The sequence below is a fragment of the Peribacillus acanthi genome, from assembly GCF_003073175.1.
GTDB lineage: Bacteria > Bacillota > Bacilli > Bacillales > DSM-1321 > Bacillus_BN > Bacillus_BN acanthi.
In genome coordinates, this window is record NZ_QBBX01000013.1 from 75,493 (window position 1) to 94,983 (window position 19,491).

The window sequence follows — 19,491 nt, forward strand, 5'->3', positions numbered from 1 at the left end:
TTTAAAGGAATGGTAATCATGTCATTAAGAGGAAGAGAGTTACTTACTTCCGAGCAAAGATTAGAGTTTGTAAGAATTCCAGAAGATATTAGTGAACAAGAATTAGGTAAATACTTTACTCTATCACAATTTTGACTTAGATATAATAAAAAAACGTAGAAGAGACTACAACCGTTTGGGCTTTGCCATTCAGTTATGCGTGCTTCGCTATCCGGGATGGTCAATTAACGATGTTGAACCTATTCCTGAATCTGTAATAAAACATGTTGCAAAACAACTTCATGTAGATCCCCAATCTTTTTCCTTATACTCAACACGCGAAGCGACTAAGTATGAACACCTTGAAGAATTAAGAAATTTATACGGTTTCAAGAATTTCACATTATTTGAATACAGAAAAGCTTCAAGATTTCTTTTACAGCATGCAATGAGCAATGGGAATACTATGTATTTATTGAATACCATTCACGAACATCTTAAGAAGAATAAAATTATTATGCCTGGTATGACAACTCTTGAAAGACTGGTGTGGGAGACCAAGACTCGTGCAGAGGAAAAGTTATTTAATCTATTAACAAATTCCCTTACCAATATACAATTAATGAAGTTAAACGAAGTCTTGAATGGGAGCATTAATGGTACGAAGACAAGATTTAGTTGGTTAAAAGAGATACCTGGTCAATCATCACCCGATGCCTTTTTAAAAGTAATTGAACGATTAGAATATATTCGATCGATTAAACTTAATGTTAATTTGGATGCTATACATCCTAATAAACTACTACAGTTAGCTAGATTGGGGGCAAAGTACAACTCTCAATCCTTAAACAGATTTAGGGAAAACAAAAGGTATGCTATTTTAGTTGCTTACCTTTCAGTCCTTAGCCAGAATCTGATTGACCAGGCGATTGAAATTCATGATAGACAAATGATGCTTTTACAGTCAAAAGGTAGGAAATCTCAAGAAGAGATCCAAAAGCAAAATGGGAAATCATTAAATGAAAAAATTAATCATTTCATAGATATTGGTGTGGCACTCATTAAAGCTAAGGAACAAGGACTTGATCCTTTTACAACCCTTGAGCAAGTTATACCTTGGGAAAAAATGATTCATTCAGTTGAGGAAGCAAAACAGTTAGCTCGTCCTTTGGATTTTGATTACATAGATTTAATTGGAAACAGATTCTCCTATTTAAGGAAGTACACACCTGCACTACTCAATTCCCTTGAATTTCGGTCAACTCAAGCATCAAGCCCACTAATGAGAGCCTTAGATTCACTTCGTGAGATAAACGACACTGGGAAAAGAAAACTTCCTAAAGATACTCCAATGGATTTTTTACCAAATCGTTGGCAAAAACATGTTTGCGATAATGAAGGTAATATTAATCGCGCTTATTATGAAATTGCAGCATTAAATGAACTGAAAAATCATATCCGTTCTGGTGATGTATACGTTGTTGGAAGCCGACTCCATAAGGATTTCGATGAATATTTAACTTCAGGAGAAGAATGGAAAAAAGCTAAGGTTAATGGACACCGATTAGCAATTAACCTGTCCGCAAAAGAATATCTGGATGAGAGATTAGATTCACTTTCAAGCCGTCTCAAATGGGTTTCAAATAACATAGGTACACTTGAAGGCATTAATATTAATAACTCAAAATTGCATGTTAATCGATTAGAAAAAGATACCCCAGAAGAAGCACGATCATATAGTTTATCCTTGTACAACATGTTACCTCGAATTAAACTATCGGATTTACTAATAGAAGTCTCAGGTTGGACAGGGTTTGATGAAGCATTTGTTCATGCCGCAACTAACCGTGTACCTAAAGGAAATGAAAAGTCTGTACTAATCGCTACATTGATGGCATTGGGTACCAACATTGGACTTACTAAAATGGCAGAAGCTACACCTGGTATTTCCTATTATCAAATGGCAAATACAGCTCAATGGAGATTATATGATGATGCTTTAATTAAAGCACAGTCTAAACTTGTGAATTTCCAACATAAACTGGCGTTATCATCCTATTGGGGTGAAGGAAAAACATCATCATCTGATGGAATGCGTGTGCAAGTTGGTGTTTCATCGTTACATGCGGATGCAAATCCTCATTATGGAACTGGTAAAGGTGCCACTCTCTATCGTTTTACAAGTGATCAATATTCCAGTTTTTATACAAAAGTCATAAATACTAATGCCCGTGATGCAGTCCATGTCATAGATGGGTTATTACATCATGAATCAGACTTAGTTATAGAAGAACATTATACGGATACTGCTGGATACACTGATCAAGTCTTTGGCCTTAGCCACATACTTGGTTTTCGCTTTGCACAGAGACTTAGGGATCTTTCGGATACAAAATTATATACAATAAGTAGTTCCGGAGACTATCCAAATATAGAAAGTATATTAAGAGGAAAAATCAATACAAAGTTGATTTTTGATAACTTTGATGATGTATTAAGATTAGCTCACTCTAATAGAGAAGGAAAAGTATCGGGATCTCTTATAATGAGCAAATTAGGGTCATATTCACGTCAAAATAAGTTGGCAACCGCGCTTAGAGAGATGGGAAGAATTGAAAAAACCATTTACATTTTAGATTATATCTCTAATGAAGCTCTACGACGAAGAGTACAAAAAGGATTAAACTAGGGAGAAGCTATGAATGGCCTAGCTCGTGCAATTTTCTTTGGAAAAAGAGGAGAGTTAAGAGAAAGAGGACTTCAGGAACAACTCCAAAGAGCAAGTGCTCTAAATATCCTGATTAATGCGATTAACATTTGGAACACAGTATATCTTACAGAAGCTACCTCTGTTCTTAAGGAAAAGGGGGTTTTCAAAGAGGAATTAATGCAACATATTTCACCTTTGGGATGGGAACATATTAATTTCCTTGGGGAGTACTCCTTTGATATGAACAAAACTACTAATTTAGGTTCGTTAAGACCATTAATTATTTAAAAGATGAAAGCCTTTTTTTCTTAGAGTAGGAAAATAAGGCTTTTTTCTGGTCCATTTTAGCTTAGCGTATGTTTTCCGCGTTTTGCTACCGGGACCCCTATTAATAAAAAAAAGTAATACAATCATCCTTAACGAAAATATTACACATACAGCGAGAGTAAAATTTACCGTAGCCTTTTTAATTGGACACTTAGTACTACCATGGCATACCAAAGATTCTTATTTTTATAGAAAAGCTGGAAAATCAACCATTTTAACTGACGATAATGAAGAAATGGAAGCTGGAGCATTCGCTGCAAGTTTGATAACGCCACCTGAACTATTAGGAAAAGATCTATCGACGTTATCTTCCGATAAAATAAGCTTAAAAGATTTAAAAACATTGGCAGATGAGAAGTATAAAGTATCATTAACATCTTTGTGTCATCGCCTTATTGAATACGATAAAAGTCGATTTGCATTAATAAACTCAAGTAATTACAAGATAGATAAAGTATTCTCTGGTAACATGTTAGTGAAGGAAAAAGGACTTCCTTTAGATGAAAACAGTAAAGCGTATGAACTTCTTTCTCACCCAAGTAAAGAAGAAGAATTAAAAGAAGGAACAGTGAACGCTAACGTTTGGATAAATGAAGCAATAAAAAATGAGCTGTTATATGAAAGTTCAATCTACAACCCCACATATAATGCAGTTATGACTTTGTTAACAAAAATGAAAAATTAGATCTATATAGCAATAAGGGGATTTACAATTAACCATTGTAAATCCCCTTATTTTTTTCTTGCGTTACACCCAACATAAACAGCGATCAGTAGAAAATTGTTGTTACATTACTCCCACCAGAATAAAAATTAAATAAAATGGGACAAATATAATCAAAAACAACTGGAGATTTGATCATGAAGAAAAAAATTACTCTAATCGTTTTACTGTTATTAGCGATAATTTCAAATAAACACGTAGTAATGGCCGAAAAAATTAAAAAAGACGAAATCGTGGAGAACTTCACAAAATTTGGTTATAGAGATTTTGATGAAGCGTTAGGGGATTTTGAACAAGCATATGAAAGAAAAGTTAGTCTTCCAAAGAAATATCCTTTTAAAGTTACATATAAATTTGGAAAAATTGATAATGAAGGGAAATTAGACTTATATTACTATAACCATACATCAAAGCAAATTTTCAAAATTTTCATTAGTTCAGACATTAATTATTACGATGAAATAAAAGGACGCGAAGTAGTGCTAGCAGATAGTACGAAAGCTTATATTAGAAAGGGACACGACCTATTAAGAATTCATTTTGTAAAAAACCGTTTAGCTTATTCTGTATCAATTAATCATATTAGATCACCTAAGATTACAGAAAAAGACCTTATTCATATAGCTAATTCTATATAAGAACTCCTAATAATGTTTTCATTTAAATACAATAAAACAAAAAGGTAAACCTAATGGGTTTACCTTTTTGTTTTGTTGTATTTATTCGGTATAAAAACTGATTGTTCCTAAACCTACACATCTTTCTTGATCACTTGAATCACCACAAAGCCCTCTAACTCTGTAATATCCGGCTTTTGTGTTTGTGTATTCAGTCCAATCTCCTCCACCAAACGGTGCCACTCCCACAAGAGGTCCAGCAGATGCTCCATTAGAATCAATTGGATAAAACGACATGGAGAATAAACTATTATCCTCAGTACTACCTGAAATTAAAACTTTTGCGCCATAAGGTATATAAATACTTGCTGATTCTGCCATGTTAGTTCCCCAACTAGTAAATTTGATTCCTATACATTTGTATTCTACATCAGAGCAATAATATGTTGAGGCAGCAGCTTCGGCATGGTTTATTCCTGTAGAAAACATTGTAAAAACAACTATAATCCCCAAAATAATCTTTTTCATTTTCCTAGCTCCGTTTTTACATTTTTTTACTAAAATGTTTTTTTTTTTTTGTTATATAGATTCTACATTAAATTACATATTCCTTTTTTAGTCGTCAAAAAAATTAAAAATCGTTACGACGGTATAAAAATCACAAAAGTAACATAATGGTTATTATGTTACTTTTAAAAACCATATAAATATGGATTCCGCAAATTAAGCATGGTATTCTATCTTTAATCTAAAATATGTTACATTCAAATCCTTAATTTGATGAGGGTTTGAAATCAGAGGAGGAAGAACCATGAACAAAAAAGAGGAAATTAAAGACGTGCAGCCGATCCGATCCCTGGCAAAGGTTGCGGACATGAAATGGAGCTTGAGGAGGCATTGTTCGGAACGAGATTACATGTTGTTTCTGTTAGGGATTAATACGGGTTTACGTGTGAGTGACTTACTGAAGCTCAAAAAGAGCGAATTAGAGGGAAAACAGAAGTGGATTGTGAAAGAAGGAAAAACAGCTAAACCAAGAACCATTCATTTATCCAATATCTACGAGGAATTAAATGCCTATATCCAGGCGTTACACGGCACAGAATGGCTTTTTCCAAGCCGTAAAGGGACTCAGCCTATCACCAGGATCCAGGCGTACAGACAGCTCAATAAAGCCGCAGGCATGGTGGATATGATAGACGGAATAGGAACCCATACTATGCGGAAAACGTTTGGTTATTGGTACTACAAACAGACGAAGGATGTGGCAGCCTTGCAGATGATTTTGAATCATTCCCACCCTGAAGTCACACTTAAATATATCGGAATCAGTGATGAGGAAATTGAGAATAGTTTAAGTCACTTTGTACTTTAACTAAAAAGGTGCTAGATAAATAGAAAAAGGTCAACATTAGAATTGTTGACCTTTTTCTATTTATCTAGTTTTTCTTTTTACAGAGGACTAATCCAATTATAAGAGTTACCAATACAGGAATAAGCATTTCTGCATTAAGATATTTATACCAATTAGAATGATATTCTCCTTGAATAGAATCTACATGCATGGTTAATTTGGCTAAACCAAATACTAGTGAAAGACCGATTAATCCAATTGAAAATACAATCATTCCTGTTGATCTCATATGATTTCTCCCCATTTTTTATTTATTCTACATTTTCTCCTAGTTCTTCTTCATTTACTTGAACATATTCACCGTCGATATTTTCATAATACTCTACTTTTGTTGGCCCTGCACTTCTAGCAGTAGAAGAATAGTACTCTAATCTAAGTTGTGGCAGGATTGCTTCATCTGCATATCCAGTAGCATAATTACTTGTTGGATAGCTAGTACCTAAATCATAAAAATATTGACGTTGATTAAGAGTGGTTCTGCTATATGATTTAATGTAAAACGCTTTTACATATTCGCCTTTATTTAGTGGTGGAGTTTCTCTGGAAATCGAAAACTGTTTATCTTGACCAATCGTATAGCCAACTTCAGCACTTACTACACTATTAGTTACATTGACTGTACCTGCAATTTGATGTGTATATGTTACGGAAGCCGAAATCGTGTCCACTTCGCCAGTTCTAGTGGCTGGATAACCTGTATAAAGATGGACCCATGAACCTTTTGTAACGTTACCATAATTAGAAGTACTCGTTATTTTCCAATAGTAGTATGACGCGGATGCAGAAGCCGGGTTTTGTGTAGGTTCACCCTGGACTTGCGCAAAACCTACACTAGAAAACATTAACAGAAATGCAAACATCATAGAGAGAGCTTTTTTAATCATAAAGTGGAATCCTCCTAATAACTTTATATGATTCGAAAATGTACCTTAGTTCAATTTGTAGAGTATTGATCAGTTACTTTCCATATAATGGTTTAATTTCCATATTTTGTTGTACAACACCCTTAGATTATCATATAAATTTCCTGAATTGTTAAAATATTACTACAAGAATACTCTTGTTGATATTTGCCGTTTTCTTTAGAAAACAGGAGCTATATCGATCGATTTCAATAGTACGTCATTGTTCAAATCCCATCTAAACGATTTTTACTAAAAAGTAATAGAAAATGTTAACTTATAATTTAGAGATATAATCCAATTAAAGATGAAAATCCAGCTAAAAAATTTGTTTTATGGTGTCTCGCCAACATTTCGGTAATTTTGTACGGTAAGCAAATTAACCTACAAAAATTGCTTGTTATGTACGTTAAGAATTTACAAAAAAAGATTTACCTTTAATTAACTGTACTTTGTTTTTGGTAATTAGTTTTTGTGCTGTAATATTATTGGAGTATTCCTTTTATATCAACGGTTTCAGCCTCAACGCACAATATTTCCGTTTTGTTGTCTGTACCCCTAGACTACGAAAATCTCCAATTATTCGTCTCAAGAAGTCCTTAACGTATGTTTCCCGCGTTTTGCTACCAGGACCCCATATATCTAGAATCTATTAAGATACATTCGGAATATTCATTTGGGAAAGGCGTTGAAGAGTTGATAAATAGAATATCAGGCGGAATTATTGTGGGTGCGATTTTGGGGTTATTTATTGGTTTATTTATAGGAGGTGGTATGTTAGGAGAAGATCATATCTCTTTAATATACTGCATGTTTTTTGGAATCATTATAGGATTACTGATATGTATTATCATAGAAATACATGGACTAAACAAAAATATTGAAGAATGATTTTTCATTAAGTCTTTTCTTCAGTTCTGAAGTAAAATTTTTTTCTGTTATGTAGTCATCAATGATAAGAAAAACTTATCTTCACTAATGGAACAGGGCTAGTAAAATGAAGCCCAAAGTTCATAGCTCATTAAAAGTTTTGTTTGTGAAAAATTTTGAAGCCTAACGAGTTCTATAAAGATGTATGGAGGTGTAAAGTTCTTGTCGCTGTACAAGATGGGAGAGTATTCTACTGTTAAATACTACTCACCCTTTAATTATGCGTAAAATATTAATTTTAAGAAAAGTTAAATGTCGCAAGAAAAACATATGTTTGGTATACTAAAGAAGAATTCAAAAGGATCGAGTAAATATCTTAGGTTTTACTCGTTGCTCTTATACGAAACGCGTGGTTCATTATTCGCACAGAGTTGGTCTATTTAGTACCTTATTGAACAAAATGCTAAGATTTTAAGGTCTGGATAGTAGGGTAACAGATTCTACAATGTATCGGAAGATACCAGAGAGAATGGACAAACAGTTCGATCTTTATCTTATGTTCTCAAAAACTATTCTCTAAGGTCCAATTTAGACTTCGATAATTTAGTTATGTAAACTAATTTGCTTAAAAATTGAATTATACGCACAATTAAACAACCATCGACAAAACAGATTTGAGGTGATTTTTATGGCGACTTCCCGACAGCATCAATTGCATGAACAAAAGCTACATGAACTCGTGAAGACTATGCCTTTCTATGTGGCTGAGTATGTCGATGATAAGTTTGACTATCGTTCTCCTTCTACGTTATTAAACTATGTTTTAGACTATAAATTGTTTTTACAATGGCTCATGGCAGAAGGAATTGTGGAATGCGAAGACATGAAAGACATTCCCCTTTCTGCGTTGGAGACCCTTCCACTTGAAGTGGCACAAAACTTTTTCAAGTTTGTCCAACGGAGAGAGATTCCGGTCAACCAAAAGGAAACGAAACGTCCCGAGAAAGTCTCTGTAAACCGGAAGATATCAGCCCTTCGCTCTCTTTTCAAATACTTAACCACTCAAACGGAACAGGAAGATGGAGAACCCTACTTCTATCGAAACGTCATGCAAAAAATTGAAGTACATAAGGTGAAAGAAACTCTCAACGCCCGTGCCACTAAGCTATCGGCAAAGATTTTCCAGAATGATGATGATGTCAGGTTCTTGGATTATGTGATGAACGAGTATGAAAACGAGCTTCCTGAAGGCTCCAAAAAACGAGGGTATTTCCTACGAGACAAAGAACGAGATTTAGCAATTCTGTCTCTCTTCTTGGGAAGTGGGATCCGGGTCAATGAGCTTTCTAACCTCCGGATTCGACACATAAACTTTGAGGAAAACTGCATCGAGGTTCTTCGAAAAGGCGGCAAGGAAGATATCGCTGAGGTTGTGCCAGAATCGATGGAAGATTTGAAGAACTACCTACATATACGACCGTCCCGTTATAACGCTACTACGGATGAACACGAATTCGTTTTCGTGACGAAGCGGAACAACGAGCCTTCCCCTCTCTCCAACCGGGCGATTGAGGCACTGGTCAAAAAGTACACGAAATCGTTTTCAAAAAGCATGTCCCCTCATAAATTACGGCATACGTACGGGACGAAGCTCATGGAGGAAACGAACGATATCCACCTCCTCATGAGGCAACTCGGACACGGTTCCACGACAACCGCCGCTCTTTATATCAACCCAGACCGTGACAAAGCAAAGAAAGCAGCCGCCCAATTAGGAAATCGTCGAACGAAAACATAAAGAGGGGTCATACCCTCCCAAGCAGAAAAGCAGAAGGAAATATCCTCTGTTTTTCTGCCTATTTTTTGATAACCCTCACCCGTTAACAGAGGGTTCAGCTTGTCACCTTCAACAGCTTTGGCATGACTTGATGTAAGCTTCCATACGTCTCCACTCCCGTAAAATCCAGCCCTAAGTGAACCCCTGTCATCGCTATTTCCGGACGGATTCCCGTGATGATGGCCTTGATTCCCAATACTTTTAATGCCTTCACGATCCCGAACAATTGGTTCGCTACCATTGTATCAATCATCGCTACACCAGATAGGTCAAAAATCAAATATTCCAATTTCAGCTCATCACACTTGCGTAGAGTTTGTTCCCCAATCATTAAGGCTCGATTGCTATCGATTTCCCCGATTAATGGCAAAATCCCTATTTTTGGGGTTACAGAAATTACCGGGGAGCTCAATTCAAGAATCATATTCTTCTGCAATTTCAGGATTCTCTGGTTTACTTTGTAATATTGAATAGAAAAGATCTCGATGATCTCATCAAAAATGGCATGCACCTGACTTCCCAACTCTCCTAATTCCCAGGTGGTGAATGGATGATTGGCTGCGAACTCCACCGTATAGTCCCAAAAGATCTTCCTGGACTTCCTAAAGTTCTCCAAGACCATATACAGGGGGGTCTTGGAATTGGCCAGTTCCACGCTCATCTTTTCGGACCATTCCAAGTAACAAACCTCCATGACCAGGGAATCGGCTACCAGCTTGATGAAATGGAGGTTCTCTTGCTTCAACTTTTCGGTCACCTTTTGAGGGGCATCCGAGGAATAATCCCCCTTTCCTTCCGTGCGCAAAGCCAGCCATTCCTCTGTCATCTTGGTAGCGTTATTCAGCAAATATTCCTGCAGTTCCACTAATTTATCCACTATCCTATCCTCGCTGATTCATAATCTATCAACCTTTGACTCTCACTCTACAATAGAAGAAACTCCATCTATAATACGGGAGAATTGTAACTGGAAATGTCTGCCCGTTCCTTCCGGATTTTCAACAACACCATCGTGATATCATCTTTTTGTGGGACATCCATCGTGAATGCCTGGATGGAATCCATGACCGCCTTTTCCATGTCTCCTACTCCTTTTTCCTGGTTCTTCAATAAGGTATCAAACAATCTTTCTAATTGATATTGCTCTCCGTTTTTGTCCTGCGCTTCAATGATGCCATCCGTATAAAAGAAGACGGTATCTCCATCCTCTAATATGATAGACTCTTCTGCGTACACCTGGTTGGGCAAGCCTCCTACCATAATTCCCTTCACTTTTGGCAGTTCCTGAATCGAGCAGTCCTTTCCGTTGATTGAAAGCGGAAGGTTATGACCGGCGTTGGCATAGGTGAATAAACCAGACGCTGGGTCCCAATCCGCACAAAACAGAGTGACGAATGACTTTAATGATCGCAGGTCCTCATAAAGAGCCTGGTTCATAGCAGTCAAGGTTTTCCCAGGGCTTTGTGTGCTTTCCGCTGCGCTTCGAAAGGCTCCGCGGGTCAAAATCATGAGCATAGCAGCAGGGATTCCTTTTCCCATCACGTCACCGATGACAATCCGAATCTTGCCATTCACCAATGGGTAAAAATCATAGTAGTCCCCTCCAATCAACCGTGCAGGAAGAGAAGACCCCTTTACTTCTCCCCCCTCCACTTTCGGCACTTTGCCGTTTAGCAAGGAGGTCTGGATATTGCGGGCTAAGTTGATTTCCCTTTGGAGTGCCTTAACCTGTTTCAACTGATCTTCCGGGCTTTCTGCCTGAAATTGAAAAGTGAGGCCATCTTGATACATCACATTACCTCCCCTTGTATGGCACCTAGTAGTTGATACAAGCCGACTGTCTCTAAAATATGGTTGATTAGTCCATTAACTCCGTGTAGCCGAATGGTGAATCCACGTTCCTGAGACAGGTGGATGGCATTCAAGATCGCCCCGATACCTGTGGAGTCGAGGAAATCAAGATTTGTAAAATCGAAAATTAATAGTTCAATTCCTTGTAGGTCCTCTAGGATTGCCGTGACGGTGCCCGTGGTCGAAATATCGAGTATACCCTTTAGTTTCAATATTACAGTCAACTCTTGGACTTCCTTTTCAATTTGTAATCCCAATTGGGTTCCCTCCCTTTCCCACGGTGCGATACACCTCACCCATGGGTTCCTTGTGATTTCTAGGTGATGTTGACACTTTTGTCTACTCGTTTAAAGGTGATTGTCCACCACCTTAAATACCTGGATTTTCTGTTCAAGGTCCTTAGACAGCTCATCGAGTTGGCGAATAACGTTGTTCAAATCATCGATTGCTTCATTGGTGGACATACTCATCTCGGTCACTTTATTCACGTTGACCTTCATGATTCCATTTAAATACTCCATATGCGCGCTACACTCAAAGATGAAATCGGAAAGCTTAATCAATTCCTGTTCCTTCAAGGAATGAGGATTCTCTAGACCATCCGCTATCTCCTTGTACTTCCTTTGTATTTCCTCCACTTGCAGGTCAATATCATGAAACAGTTCTCTTGAATCGAAGGTCATGGAGCTTGACACTTGATCCATCATCTTGAAGAACGAATTGACCGTCTCAGCAATCAAAGAGGAGACAATCATGACCGAATGTATTCTTTCCTTCACCTGGCTGACCAATAGCGAAAAATCGTCGCTCATCTTGTTTAATTGCATGGAGATGTCTCCCCATTCATTGTGCTGGTCGATATGAAGACGCCCTGTAAGGTCCCCGGTTGCAATTTCATTGATAAGCGCATTAATGGTCGATAAAGGTTCCAAATGCTTTCGGGTCACAAGTCGGAGCACCAAGAAAATAATGATAAAAGCCATGGTGAAGGAAAAGATTAACACCATCCGTAATTTCTCCAACAGGGCATCATGGCGGCTATAGTCCGTTACGACGGTAATTAGTTTGTCATGAGAAATCGGAATGTAGAACTTTTTGTATCGCTTGCCATCCATCACGAATTTGAAGCTTTGGCTTTCATGAGAATCCTGGACTTTATGGATATACTCATAATCCTTTTGGGTGCCCATGGTATTTCGTCCATGCAAGATCGGCAAGTCCCGATCGGGTTCTACGACCTGGTTTCCTCTCCCCTTTAACATCGCATTCATATTGATGATGGATACTTCTTTCAGCTCACTAGAATCGACGATGTTCTGAATCATAGAGTCCGGTCCTGAATCTTTCATAGATTCATAGAGATCCTTATCGAGGATGTACGGATTGATCATGTAATCGGTGGATCCATCGTAAAAGTATGCGTATTTGAAATACTTGTCTTCCCATTCGGACCTTGAAACAGGACCTGACCAAAAGTTTTCTCGGTAATACCCTTTGCCGACATCGACTTCTCGTCCTGCCATAAGATCCTCGAAGGCCTCATTCCAATAGCTCCAATCCTTCGTATCCAGTCCTAGCTCATGGGGGTCAGAGGACTGGGCGACGATAATCTTTCCTTCTCTTTTTACAAAAAGAGAGATGTCATAGAGTCCTAGTTTTTCCTTTAGAGCCACTAGGTCCTCCCTACTCACTTCCTGGATCTTCTTGCCTTCTAGCTCCTTGGATATCTCCAAGGAGGAGAGATATAACTTCTCGTCTATTAATCTTTCAATCGTCACCTTGGAATTCATGCTTGTATCCATGGCTCCCTTGACGATCTTGGCTGTATTGAACACATGTTCATATAGGAAATGGTCGATGTCCTTATCCACCATTTTGGGGAACATCAGTACAAATGATGAACACACCACTATTAGTATCATCGCGATCGCCGACAAAGTCTGCCCGATCACGGTTTTCTTTTTTATCATCCTCATAGAGTCCACCTCAACTTGGAAACTCCTCGTCGCCTGGTTCGTTTCTGATATTTTTCATGGGTTCCTGTTAAAAGGAATTGTGGATGAAAGGGGCGTCCTTCATTCACGATTTGCCACCTTCGCCTCCAAAATCACGGTAGTCCCTTCCTTGCTCGTATAGAGGGCGATTTTGTCCAATAGCTTAAGCATGAGCCCAAAACCATGCCCCATAGACATCTTCGTCGAATATCCCTCGAGAAGCGTGGACCTTGGCAGCTCGCTCAGTTTAATGCCGCTTCCCTTATCCTCGACGATTACCTTGATCCACCCGTCATTTAGGTAAACCTTCATTTTGCCTTCCGTGGCATGTTTTAGCACATTGGTCACCGCTTCAGAGACGGATAGCAGGATATTATATCGCTTTTTGTCCTCGATTAAACAGCCTTCCAAGAGGCGTTCCACTGTTTTTCGGCAGAGGGAGACATCCTCTTTTTCTTGAACGGACACTTCCTGAATCTTTTCTTCGGAATAGTACTTGTCCAATTCATCCTTTTCCAACAGCAAAAGCTTGCCTTGGGTGACCGAATGGATGACGTCTCGGTAAATTCGACGAATCTTGACTTCTTGCTTGTTTTCGTATTCGATGAAATTGCTGACATCAAAGAACAAAACATACACCTTCGAACCGATGACGACCCAGTGGATGTTATAGATTTTTTTCGAAGAGGGATCCTGGATGAATTCATGTTTGGATTCATACTCATCCGCCCCCTCTTTCATTAAAGTAACGACATAATCCCGGCATGGAATCCCAGTTGGCTCCCCGTTCAGTTTAAGGAACTCCCCATCCTGGAAATAGACGATATGACCTGCGCCGAAATCCCGCAATAATTTACTGTCATTGAATTTGTTGTTGATCTCCCCCATCACTTTCTCTTCCATCACTTGATCATCGATTCTTTGGGATGGCTGGGAGATTGCTTTGAAATCGGAGATGCGGAGGACTAACCCAACAAGCTCAGGATCCAATTTGTTTTCCATCAGACTTTGAAAGGCAGCCTTCAGGTTCCTGTCCTTGGATGCATGGACTAAATGATCATATTCATTGGCCACGGCGATGATTCGTGCACCGAGCGGGATGTCCTGTCCTTGTTTCCCTTCTGGATATCCTTTTCCATCCCACTGCTCATGATGGAAGCGAATGTACTCTACCGATTTAGAGAACCCAGAAACCTCCTCAACCATGTTTGCCCCCAATTCTGGATGCTGACGATATTGTCTCTCTTCATCAAGAGTCAAGGGCCCACGTTTATTGAAGATCCCTTGTTTGATCTGTAGTTTGCCGATATCATGCAAGATGGCTGCATAATGGATCGCATCGATTTCCTCTTGAGGCAGTTTCAATTCTTCTGCGATGGTTTTCGCCAAATTTCCGACCCTCGTCGAATGCCCACTCATGGTGTTCAATTTTTGCTCGACGAAATGGGTGATGGTCTCTAGGGAGGTGGTGTACGTCTTCCTAAGATTGATGAAAAGCTGGAACGAATGCCTCAATGCGAGGAAAACCCCCACCACAAATCCTGTTTCAATCCAGAATTGTAGGGTATCCTGTGAGTCATATACAGACACAAGTCTTAGCCCCAAAACCGTCGTGACGGCAAACCCCAAAAAGGAGTCCATGATGCCGTTCACCCAAGATTCCCACATCTTGCGGCTATATAAAAAACTGATGCAAATCGAGGAGAGGGTGTATCCCACTACGATGTAAATGCCTGTTCCAACGATGAAAACTAGGATACTCCTCCAATCGGTTACTCGAAAAGCATCCGTCATGAATTGTTCCATGAAGAAACCGGTCAACACCACGGTGATGGCAAATTGGCTAGCATTTAAGAGCCAGAGAAAAAACCTAAGTTTATATAGGAATAATAAAAACAACGAAACCACCAAATCGATGATTAACGCTTCTGGTATGCCGAAGTGGACGAGTGCCAGCATAGTAAAAATGGTAGAACCCGAAAGTTCTACCCCATTTGGGAGTTCCACATGGTATTTTTCCAATGCCCCGGCAATGATGGCCAAGGTTATGATGCTGGGGATATGTATGATACTTATTTCCATAAATTGTGCAAGGATCAGCACAATGCCTATCGACACAAAGCAGGAAAAGAAGATTTTTGCCTTCATAGGCATAGTGATCACACCTTTATAAAAAAATTGGGGGTAGGAATATCCTAGAATCTATCAAATACTTTACAATTCCATCTCTTAAAATTATTTGATAGGGAACTTAGAGACAGCGCTTAGTACCAATGCAGCCATAGTAGCCCAAAATAGAATCTTTTGTTTCATGATATCTCCTCCTTGTCCATATCCTGGCGATCCTAAAGGAAAGCCGGCAAGCCCTTGTGAAGCTTGGTGATAAAAATAGATAAGTCATTGAGAAACAATAAGAGTTTGGATCATCCCTACCCCCAATATGTAAAACCCTTCATCCTTGCTCCTTTTTCATCCTGATATAGACGAACCTTGCGACACCAACGGTCACCAAGATGTCCCCTATGCTCACCACGACCCTCTTGAAGGAATAGGGAGGCTTCAATGGAAAGATATCCCCCAACCAAGAGAAATGGGTCGAGCTATCCATCAAGACATGCTTGGAAAGACCTTCTTCCATAGTAGGGATCAAGTGGGACAATCCGATGAAATCGATGGCGTCTGATGATACAGGCATCCTCCCGCCATTTGCCATGATTACGATGAAGTTCAGGAGTATTCCTAGTCCAATCAGGGTGAATCCTTCGATTTTTCGGTTTGCCCAGATGGCAAAGGCCAGAACGAGGTACGTTACCGTCAACCAAATGTCCCCCGTCAATTTATAGAAGAGGAATCTATCATCCAACAGTATCACCAACGCCTGTACAAGAAAGCTGCCGATGATGAAAGAAGGATAGTGGATTTCTGTCCTCGATAAATGAGTAAGAGACCCTTTTTTCAGGAATCCGATGAGGATGGCCAATATCACAACCTCATAAATCAAACCATCACGTCCGTTCATTCATAATTTTCAAGGTATTTCGGTAGCAACAGTTCCTATCGTATGACCATTTTTAGATAAAAAAATCTTGCGACTAGGGAGAGGGTCGCAAGATGTATAACACCAGCTTGCCACATGTGGAATTGTGACACCGATGGGTATTATCCAGAATCATTGCAACCCGGCTACCATAGAGTGACAGATCTCCTTAGGTCCGTGGTTTTGCGTCGTTGCCTTTCGACAAGTTTGCCTATGAAAAATAGAAATAACCTCTATGGTTCATTTTCTCTGAATGAGCCCATAAGGATTTCTTAACAGATAGAAATTTTAAGAAAATAGGATACAAGGCCGATGAATGGTTCGGGTTAATAGAAAGGGGTTGGGAAGCCCTTCCTAAACAAGTGTTGGAAGGGTAGGTTAGGGTAGAAGAAGGCAATCGATGGAATGAGATGAAATCACTTGAGCTCCATCCCGATCAAAGGATTGCCTTAAATGGTTTTATAGATACATAGGAATGGGCTATCACAAGGAGACATGCCTTCTAGCTTGTTGCCATCTCAGGCATGTCCAGGCTCGTTGAGGAAGGTCTTGGCATAAGCAACCCATCCACGTTGAACTCCTTCGCGACAATCCATTTAATCAGTTGGATTTCCTCCAACGTCAAATCACGCTTCAAGGTTTCTTGATACTTTAGAATAAGTTCCATGTATCGGTTGGTCATTCTAATGGACACTCCTTAGATAAAGTTACAAAAATCTTTTCCCGCTAAATCACCTATATATTCTACCATCTTCCCCTATTTTCCTTCTAACCCTATTCAATATTTTTATAATTCAAAATCTTTCAAGTGCCATTAGAACCATTTCCATCCCATAAGCCGTAAAAGACGTGGTGCCTTAACGAGTACCCTACCCTTTCCCATCCTCTCACTACTCCCCCATCAGTGCCTGCACTTCTTGTATTTTCAATTTAGAAATGTGGGCAGCCTTGTCACAATCAGCAAAGAACCCTAGGTATGTTTCGCCAGAAGGCTCGATTTTTAGCATCTTTCTTAAGTTCACCACAAAAGAACGGTGTGTCTTGTAGAAATACCTTGGCAATCTCTCCTCGATTTCTTGAAGGCTCTCCAAGGTCTCAAACCGATCATCCACTGTATGCAATACCGTTTTCTTCCCCTCTTTCTCGATAAAGAGGATGTCGTCCAACGTAAGATAGGAGTAGGAGCTGTTACTTTTGAAAATGAACCGGTTCCCGCTCTTTTTGGCTGGTTGATGAGATGCCAAGCTACGATAGGACTGTAGCGTCTTCTTGGCCTTTTCCAAAGCCATGAACAAACGGGAACGTTCCACAGGTTTCACGATATAGTCGGCTGCCGACAAAGTAAACGCCTCTACCGCAAAATCGTCATAACCGGTGGTGAAAATCACTTGTAATTCTGGCATGGACTCTCTGCATGTCTTGACGGCCTCCATGCCATTGACCTTTGGCATTTGGATATCGGCCAGGACGATTTCCGGACTTTCCTCTCTTATCTTTTGAATGAGTGTGTCCCCGTCTGTTGCTTCCGCGACAACCTGGAAATCCGGCAAGTTACGAATGAAATGCGACAATATTTTCCTGGATGGTAAATCATCGTCTGCGATGATGATTTTGATTGGTTCCATGAGCATCCCGCTCCCTTCAGACAATATCGGCCCTTCACAAGCTGTCCTTGGAATCAACCCACCAATTGGACCTTTTCTCCAAAGATTTCTTCCAGGTGCAGCATCACGAATACTTCCTTCACCAATGGCTGAACGTTCCGTATTTCTATTTGGACATTCTCCTGATTCTTCTTGACCGTTTCAATCAAGTTGATAAGCAATCCGATTCCAGTTGAGTCCACAAACGGAACCCCGCTTAAATCCAGATGGATTTCCGTAAAAGGAAGCAAGTTTGGAATGATTTCCTCTTCCATGATTTCCGAGACATCGATATCCAGGTCGCCATTGAAGAACATTGATACCGACCAACCTTCCTTCACTAATTCATATGAAAACATGCGAAATCCCCATTTCCCTTAAAAAATCAACTTCCCAGCATCATCCAACCTTGCGGTGACATACCTCATTTCAGCATGGAACGTATGCTTGGCTTTCCCTATTTGTATGACCGTGCCTTCCTTGACAAGGTCAATCTCGATTTTCCCATTGCTCGGCACAAAAATCTTCGTAATGACCCCGCCTTCAGAGCCGGTCTCCTTGATTTTCACTCCAAACCGCGAATAAAGTTCTCCACCTCTTAAGACCCCATGGATGGAGGTGGTTCCACCAGAATGGATCTTCGAGTTAAAACACCCTTGTCCCTGGATCGTCACGTCCCCTCCGCAATAGATGGTGCTGTTTAGCGCGTACTTTAATTTCACCCGACATTCCCTGTCTTTAGTGGCATCATGTTTGTCAATCATTTCTGTGATCTTCTTCAGCAATGCCTCCATCCGTTCCAAAGAGTGAAACTCATTGGTGATAGAGGAAAGGTAACAAAGCCTCAACTGCTCAGCTAGACTCAACCATTCCATGTCAAGAAGGTGGCTTCCTTTTTTACTCACCTCGATAAAGTGCACCAACGGGTTCATTATCGAATGGAACTTCTTGTCCAAAAGAATCTTGATGAGCGGAAAAAATCCTTTCTTCTTGTAATCACTCATTTTGAAGGCAGGCTGTTCCATCAGTTGTTGGATGGACCGAATCATTAGATTCATTTGGTCTCTGATGATAACAAGCAAGTTCACCAGTTCCGCTGCATAAATGTTTTCCTTTCCGGAAGAAATCGTGCTGCCAATCACATTATTGTGAATGTGGATCGAACTTTTGGAGGAAATCGAAGACAAAAAGGCATTCTTGAATACATTGATGTCTCCATTTGCCTCAACGACCATCCCTTCATCAACGTTTCCCATAATGTCTACGTCGCCTTTAAAGCGAATATTGCCCGTAGAGAGGTTCACGTCATCGCGATGAACCAGCTTCTCGATGATGGAAATCTTGGTTAACAATCCATTTTGCTGGATGTGAGGGCGTCCGGTTTCAGTAGCCACGACCTTTGTTTCGTTTTCAATAAAGATGGTTCCATGTCCAGGCTGTACAATCGCAGGATAGACTGGTTCCGGTGAGATTGGTTCATTCAATAAGGACAATCCTGGGAGTCCTGGGACCTCTGGGTGGACCAACGCGATGACCTGCCCTTTATGCACGGTGGGAATTTCTAAGGATTCCCTAAAATCCATGGT

19 protein-coding genes, 1 pseudogene and 1 riboswitch are annotated in these 19,491 nt (G+C 39.7%); of the genes and pseudogenes, 6 read left to right on the plus strand and 14 right to left on the minus strand.

The features are described from left to right. Window positions 1-18 precede the first annotated feature (18 nt). The 3 genes and pseudogenes from DBX25_RS13905 to DBX25_RS13915 all read left to right on the plus strand — a co-directional run bounded on the left by DBX25_RS13905 (window position 19) and on the right by DBX25_RS13915 (window position 4,378). Window positions 19-2,977: pseudogene (locus DBX25_RS13905) on the plus strand (Tn3 family transposase). A gap of 82 nt (window positions 2,978-3,059) precedes the next feature. Further along, a complete protein-coding gene (locus DBX25_RS13910) occupies window positions 3,060-3,701 on the plus strand; it encodes an ImmA/IrrE family metallo-endopeptidase (protein WP_157950970.1) in 642 nt (213 codons plus the stop codon). Between the two features lie 176 nt (window positions 3,702-3,877). After that, complete coding sequence (locus tag DBX25_RS13915) at window positions 3,878-4,378, plus strand: hypothetical protein (RefSeq protein WP_108671419.1); 501 nt, start codon at window positions 3,878-3,880, stop codon at window positions 4,376-4,378. 81 nt (window positions 4,379-4,459) lie between these two features. On the opposite strand, the gene DBX25_RS13920 is transcribed toward DBX25_RS13915, so the two are convergent. Further along, a complete protein-coding gene (locus tag DBX25_RS13920) occupies window positions 4,460-4,885 on the minus strand; it encodes a hypothetical protein (RefSeq protein WP_108671420.1) in 426 nt (141 codons plus the stop codon). Window positions 4,886-5,168: 283 nt separating this feature from the next. Here DBX25_RS13920 and DBX25_RS13925 point away from each other — a divergent pair, with 283 nt between their 5' ends. Beyond that, a complete protein-coding gene (locus DBX25_RS13925) occupies window positions 5,169-5,732 on the plus strand; it encodes a tyrosine-type recombinase/integrase (protein ID WP_108671421.1) in 564 nt (187 codons plus the stop codon). A gap of 64 nt (window positions 5,733-5,796) precedes the next feature. Here DBX25_RS13925 and DBX25_RS13930 read toward each other — a convergent pair whose 3' ends face one another. Together DBX25_RS13930 and DBX25_RS13935 are read right to left on the minus strand one after the other, a co-directional pair. Then, complete coding sequence (locus tag DBX25_RS13930) at window positions 5,797-6,000, minus strand: hypothetical protein (protein WP_108671422.1); 204 nt, start codon at window positions 5,998-6,000, stop codon at window positions 5,797-5,799. Window positions 6,001-6,022: 22 nt separating this feature from the next. Beyond that, the gene (locus DBX25_RS13935) at window positions 6,023-6,655 is read right to left on the minus strand and encodes a hypothetical protein (RefSeq protein ID WP_108671423.1); all 633 of its coding nucleotides are present in this window, start codon (window positions 6,653-6,655) and stop codon (window positions 6,023-6,025) included. Window positions 6,656-7,369: 714 nt separating this feature from the next. On the opposite strand from DBX25_RS13935, the gene DBX25_RS20935 reads away from it, so the two are divergent. Then, a complete protein-coding gene (locus DBX25_RS20935) occupies window positions 7,370-7,564 on the plus strand; it encodes a hypothetical protein (protein ID WP_205685237.1) in 195 nt (64 codons plus the stop codon). 661 nt (window positions 7,565-8,225) lie between these two features. Beyond that, complete coding sequence (gene xerS, locus DBX25_RS13945; RefSeq protein ID WP_420812954.1) at window positions 8,226-9,341, plus strand: tyrosine recombinase XerS; 1,116 nt, start codon at window positions 8,226-8,228, stop codon at window positions 9,339-9,341. 94 nt (window positions 9,342-9,435) lie between these two features. On the opposite strand, the gene DBX25_RS20660 is transcribed toward xerS, so the two are convergent. The 11 genes from DBX25_RS20660 to DBX25_RS21405 all read right to left on the minus strand — a co-directional run. Further along, complete coding sequence (locus DBX25_RS20660; RefSeq protein ID WP_157950971.1) at window positions 9,436-9,951, minus strand: STAS domain-containing protein; 516 nt, start codon at window positions 9,949-9,951, stop codon at window positions 9,436-9,438. A gap of 31 nt (window positions 9,952-9,982) precedes the next feature. Continuing rightward, complete coding sequence (locus tag DBX25_RS20665) at window positions 9,983-10,195, minus strand: hypothetical protein (RefSeq protein ID WP_157950972.1); 213 nt, start codon at window positions 10,193-10,195, stop codon at window positions 9,983-9,985. 130 nt (window positions 10,196-10,325) lie between these two features. Continuing rightward, the gene (locus DBX25_RS13955; protein WP_108671427.1) at window positions 10,326-11,171 is read right to left on the minus strand and encodes a PP2C family protein-serine/threonine phosphatase; all 846 of its coding nucleotides are present in this window, start codon (window positions 11,169-11,171) and stop codon (window positions 10,326-10,328) included. Then, the gene (locus DBX25_RS13960) at window positions 11,171-11,488 is read right to left on the minus strand and encodes an STAS domain-containing protein (RefSeq protein WP_108671428.1); all 318 of its coding nucleotides are present in this window, start codon (window positions 11,486-11,488) and stop codon (window positions 11,171-11,173) included. Before DBX25_RS13960 ends, DBX25_RS13955 begins: the two co-directional genes overlap by 1 nt. A gap of 90 nt (window positions 11,489-11,578) precedes the next feature. Then, window positions 11,579-13,207, minus strand: coding sequence for a HAMP domain-containing protein (locus tag DBX25_RS13965; protein WP_108671429.1), 1,629 nt, complete (start codon window positions 13,205-13,207; stop codon window positions 11,579-11,581). Between the two features lie 99 nt (window positions 13,208-13,306). Continuing rightward, complete coding sequence (locus tag DBX25_RS13970) at window positions 13,307-15,379, minus strand: HD domain-containing phosphohydrolase (protein ID WP_108671430.1); 2,073 nt, start codon at window positions 15,377-15,379, stop codon at window positions 13,307-13,309. Window positions 15,380-15,677: 298 nt separating this feature from the next. Next, window positions 15,678-16,244 (minus strand): DUF5317 domain-containing protein, encoded by a 567-nt coding sequence (locus DBX25_RS13975; protein ID WP_157950973.1) that lies wholly within the window; start codon window positions 16,242-16,244, stop codon window positions 15,678-15,680. A 151-nt stretch (window positions 16,245-16,395) separates the two neighbouring features. Further along, a riboswitch (cyclic di-GMP riboswitch) is annotated at window positions 16,396-16,484 on the minus strand. A 280-nt stretch (window positions 16,485-16,764) separates the two neighbouring features. Beyond that, the gene (locus DBX25_RS13980) at window positions 16,765-16,944 is read right to left on the minus strand and encodes a hypothetical protein (RefSeq protein WP_108671432.1); all 180 of its coding nucleotides are present in this window, start codon (window positions 16,942-16,944) and stop codon (window positions 16,765-16,767) included. A gap of 208 nt (window positions 16,945-17,152) precedes the next feature. Then, complete coding sequence (locus tag DBX25_RS13985) at window positions 17,153-17,887, minus strand: LytR/AlgR family response regulator transcription factor (RefSeq protein WP_108671454.1); 735 nt, start codon at window positions 17,885-17,887, stop codon at window positions 17,153-17,155. Between the two features lie 53 nt (window positions 17,888-17,940). Beyond that, complete coding sequence (locus DBX25_RS13990) at window positions 17,941-18,264, minus strand: STAS domain-containing protein (RefSeq protein WP_108671433.1); 324 nt, start codon at window positions 18,262-18,264, stop codon at window positions 17,941-17,943. An 18-nt stretch (window positions 18,265-18,282) separates the two neighbouring features. Continuing rightward, window positions 18,283-19,491, minus strand: a 1,209-nt coding sequence (locus DBX25_RS21405) for a FapA family protein (RefSeq protein WP_240620313.1), incomplete at its 5' end; no start/stop codon positions are given.

What these genes read in the sequence shown, in the direction of transcription:
- DBX25_RS13915 (WP_108671419.1), top strand. Translation starts at nt 3,878, where the DNA reads ATGAAGAAAAAAATTACTCTAATCGTTTTACTGTTATTAGCGATAATT.
- DBX25_RS13920 (WP_108671420.1), bottom strand. Translation starts at nt 4,885, where the DNA reads ATGAAAAAGATTATTTTGGGGATTATAGTTGTTTTTACAATGTTTTCT.
- DBX25_RS13925 (WP_108671421.1), top strand. Translation starts at nt 5,169, where the DNA reads ATGAACAAAAAAGAGGAAATTAAAGACGTGCAGCCGATCCGATCCCTG.
- DBX25_RS13930 (WP_108671422.1), bottom strand. Translation starts at nt 6,000, where the DNA reads ATGAGATCAACAGGAATGATTGTATTTTCAATTGGATTAATCGGTCTT.
- DBX25_RS13935 (WP_108671423.1), bottom strand. Translation starts at nt 6,655, where the DNA reads ATGATTAAAAAAGCTCTCTCTATGATGTTTGCATTTCTGTTAATGTTT.
- DBX25_RS20665 (WP_157950972.1), bottom strand. Translation starts at nt 10,195, where the DNA reads ATGGCTGGCTTTGCGCACGGAAGGAAAGGGGGATTATTCCTCGGATGC.
- DBX25_RS13955 (WP_108671427.1), bottom strand. Translation starts at nt 11,171, where the DNA reads ATGTATCAAGATGGCCTCACTTTTCAATTTCAGGCAGAAAGCCCGGAA.
- DBX25_RS13965 (WP_108671429.1), bottom strand. Translation starts at nt 13,207, where the DNA reads ATGAGGATGATAAAAAAGAAAACCGTGATCGGGCAGACTTTGTCGGCG.
- DBX25_RS13970 (WP_108671430.1), bottom strand. Translation starts at nt 15,379, where the DNA reads ATGCCTATGAAGGCAAAAATCTTCTTTTCCTGCTTTGTGTCGATAGGC.
- DBX25_RS13975 (WP_157950973.1), bottom strand. Translation starts at nt 16,244, where the DNA reads ATGAACGGACGTGATGGTTTGATTTATGAGGTTGTGATATTGGCCATC.
- DBX25_RS13980 (WP_108671432.1), bottom strand. Translation starts at nt 16,944, where the DNA reads ATGACCAACCGATACATGGAACTTATTCTAAAGTATCAAGAAACCTTG.
- DBX25_RS13985 (WP_108671454.1), bottom strand. Translation starts at nt 17,887, where the DNA reads ATGGAACCAATCAAAATCATCATCGCAGACGATGATTTACCATCCAGG.
- DBX25_RS13990 (WP_108671433.1), bottom strand. Translation starts at nt 18,264, where the DNA reads ATGTTTTCATATGAATTAGTGAAGGAAGGTTGGTCGGTATCAATGTTC.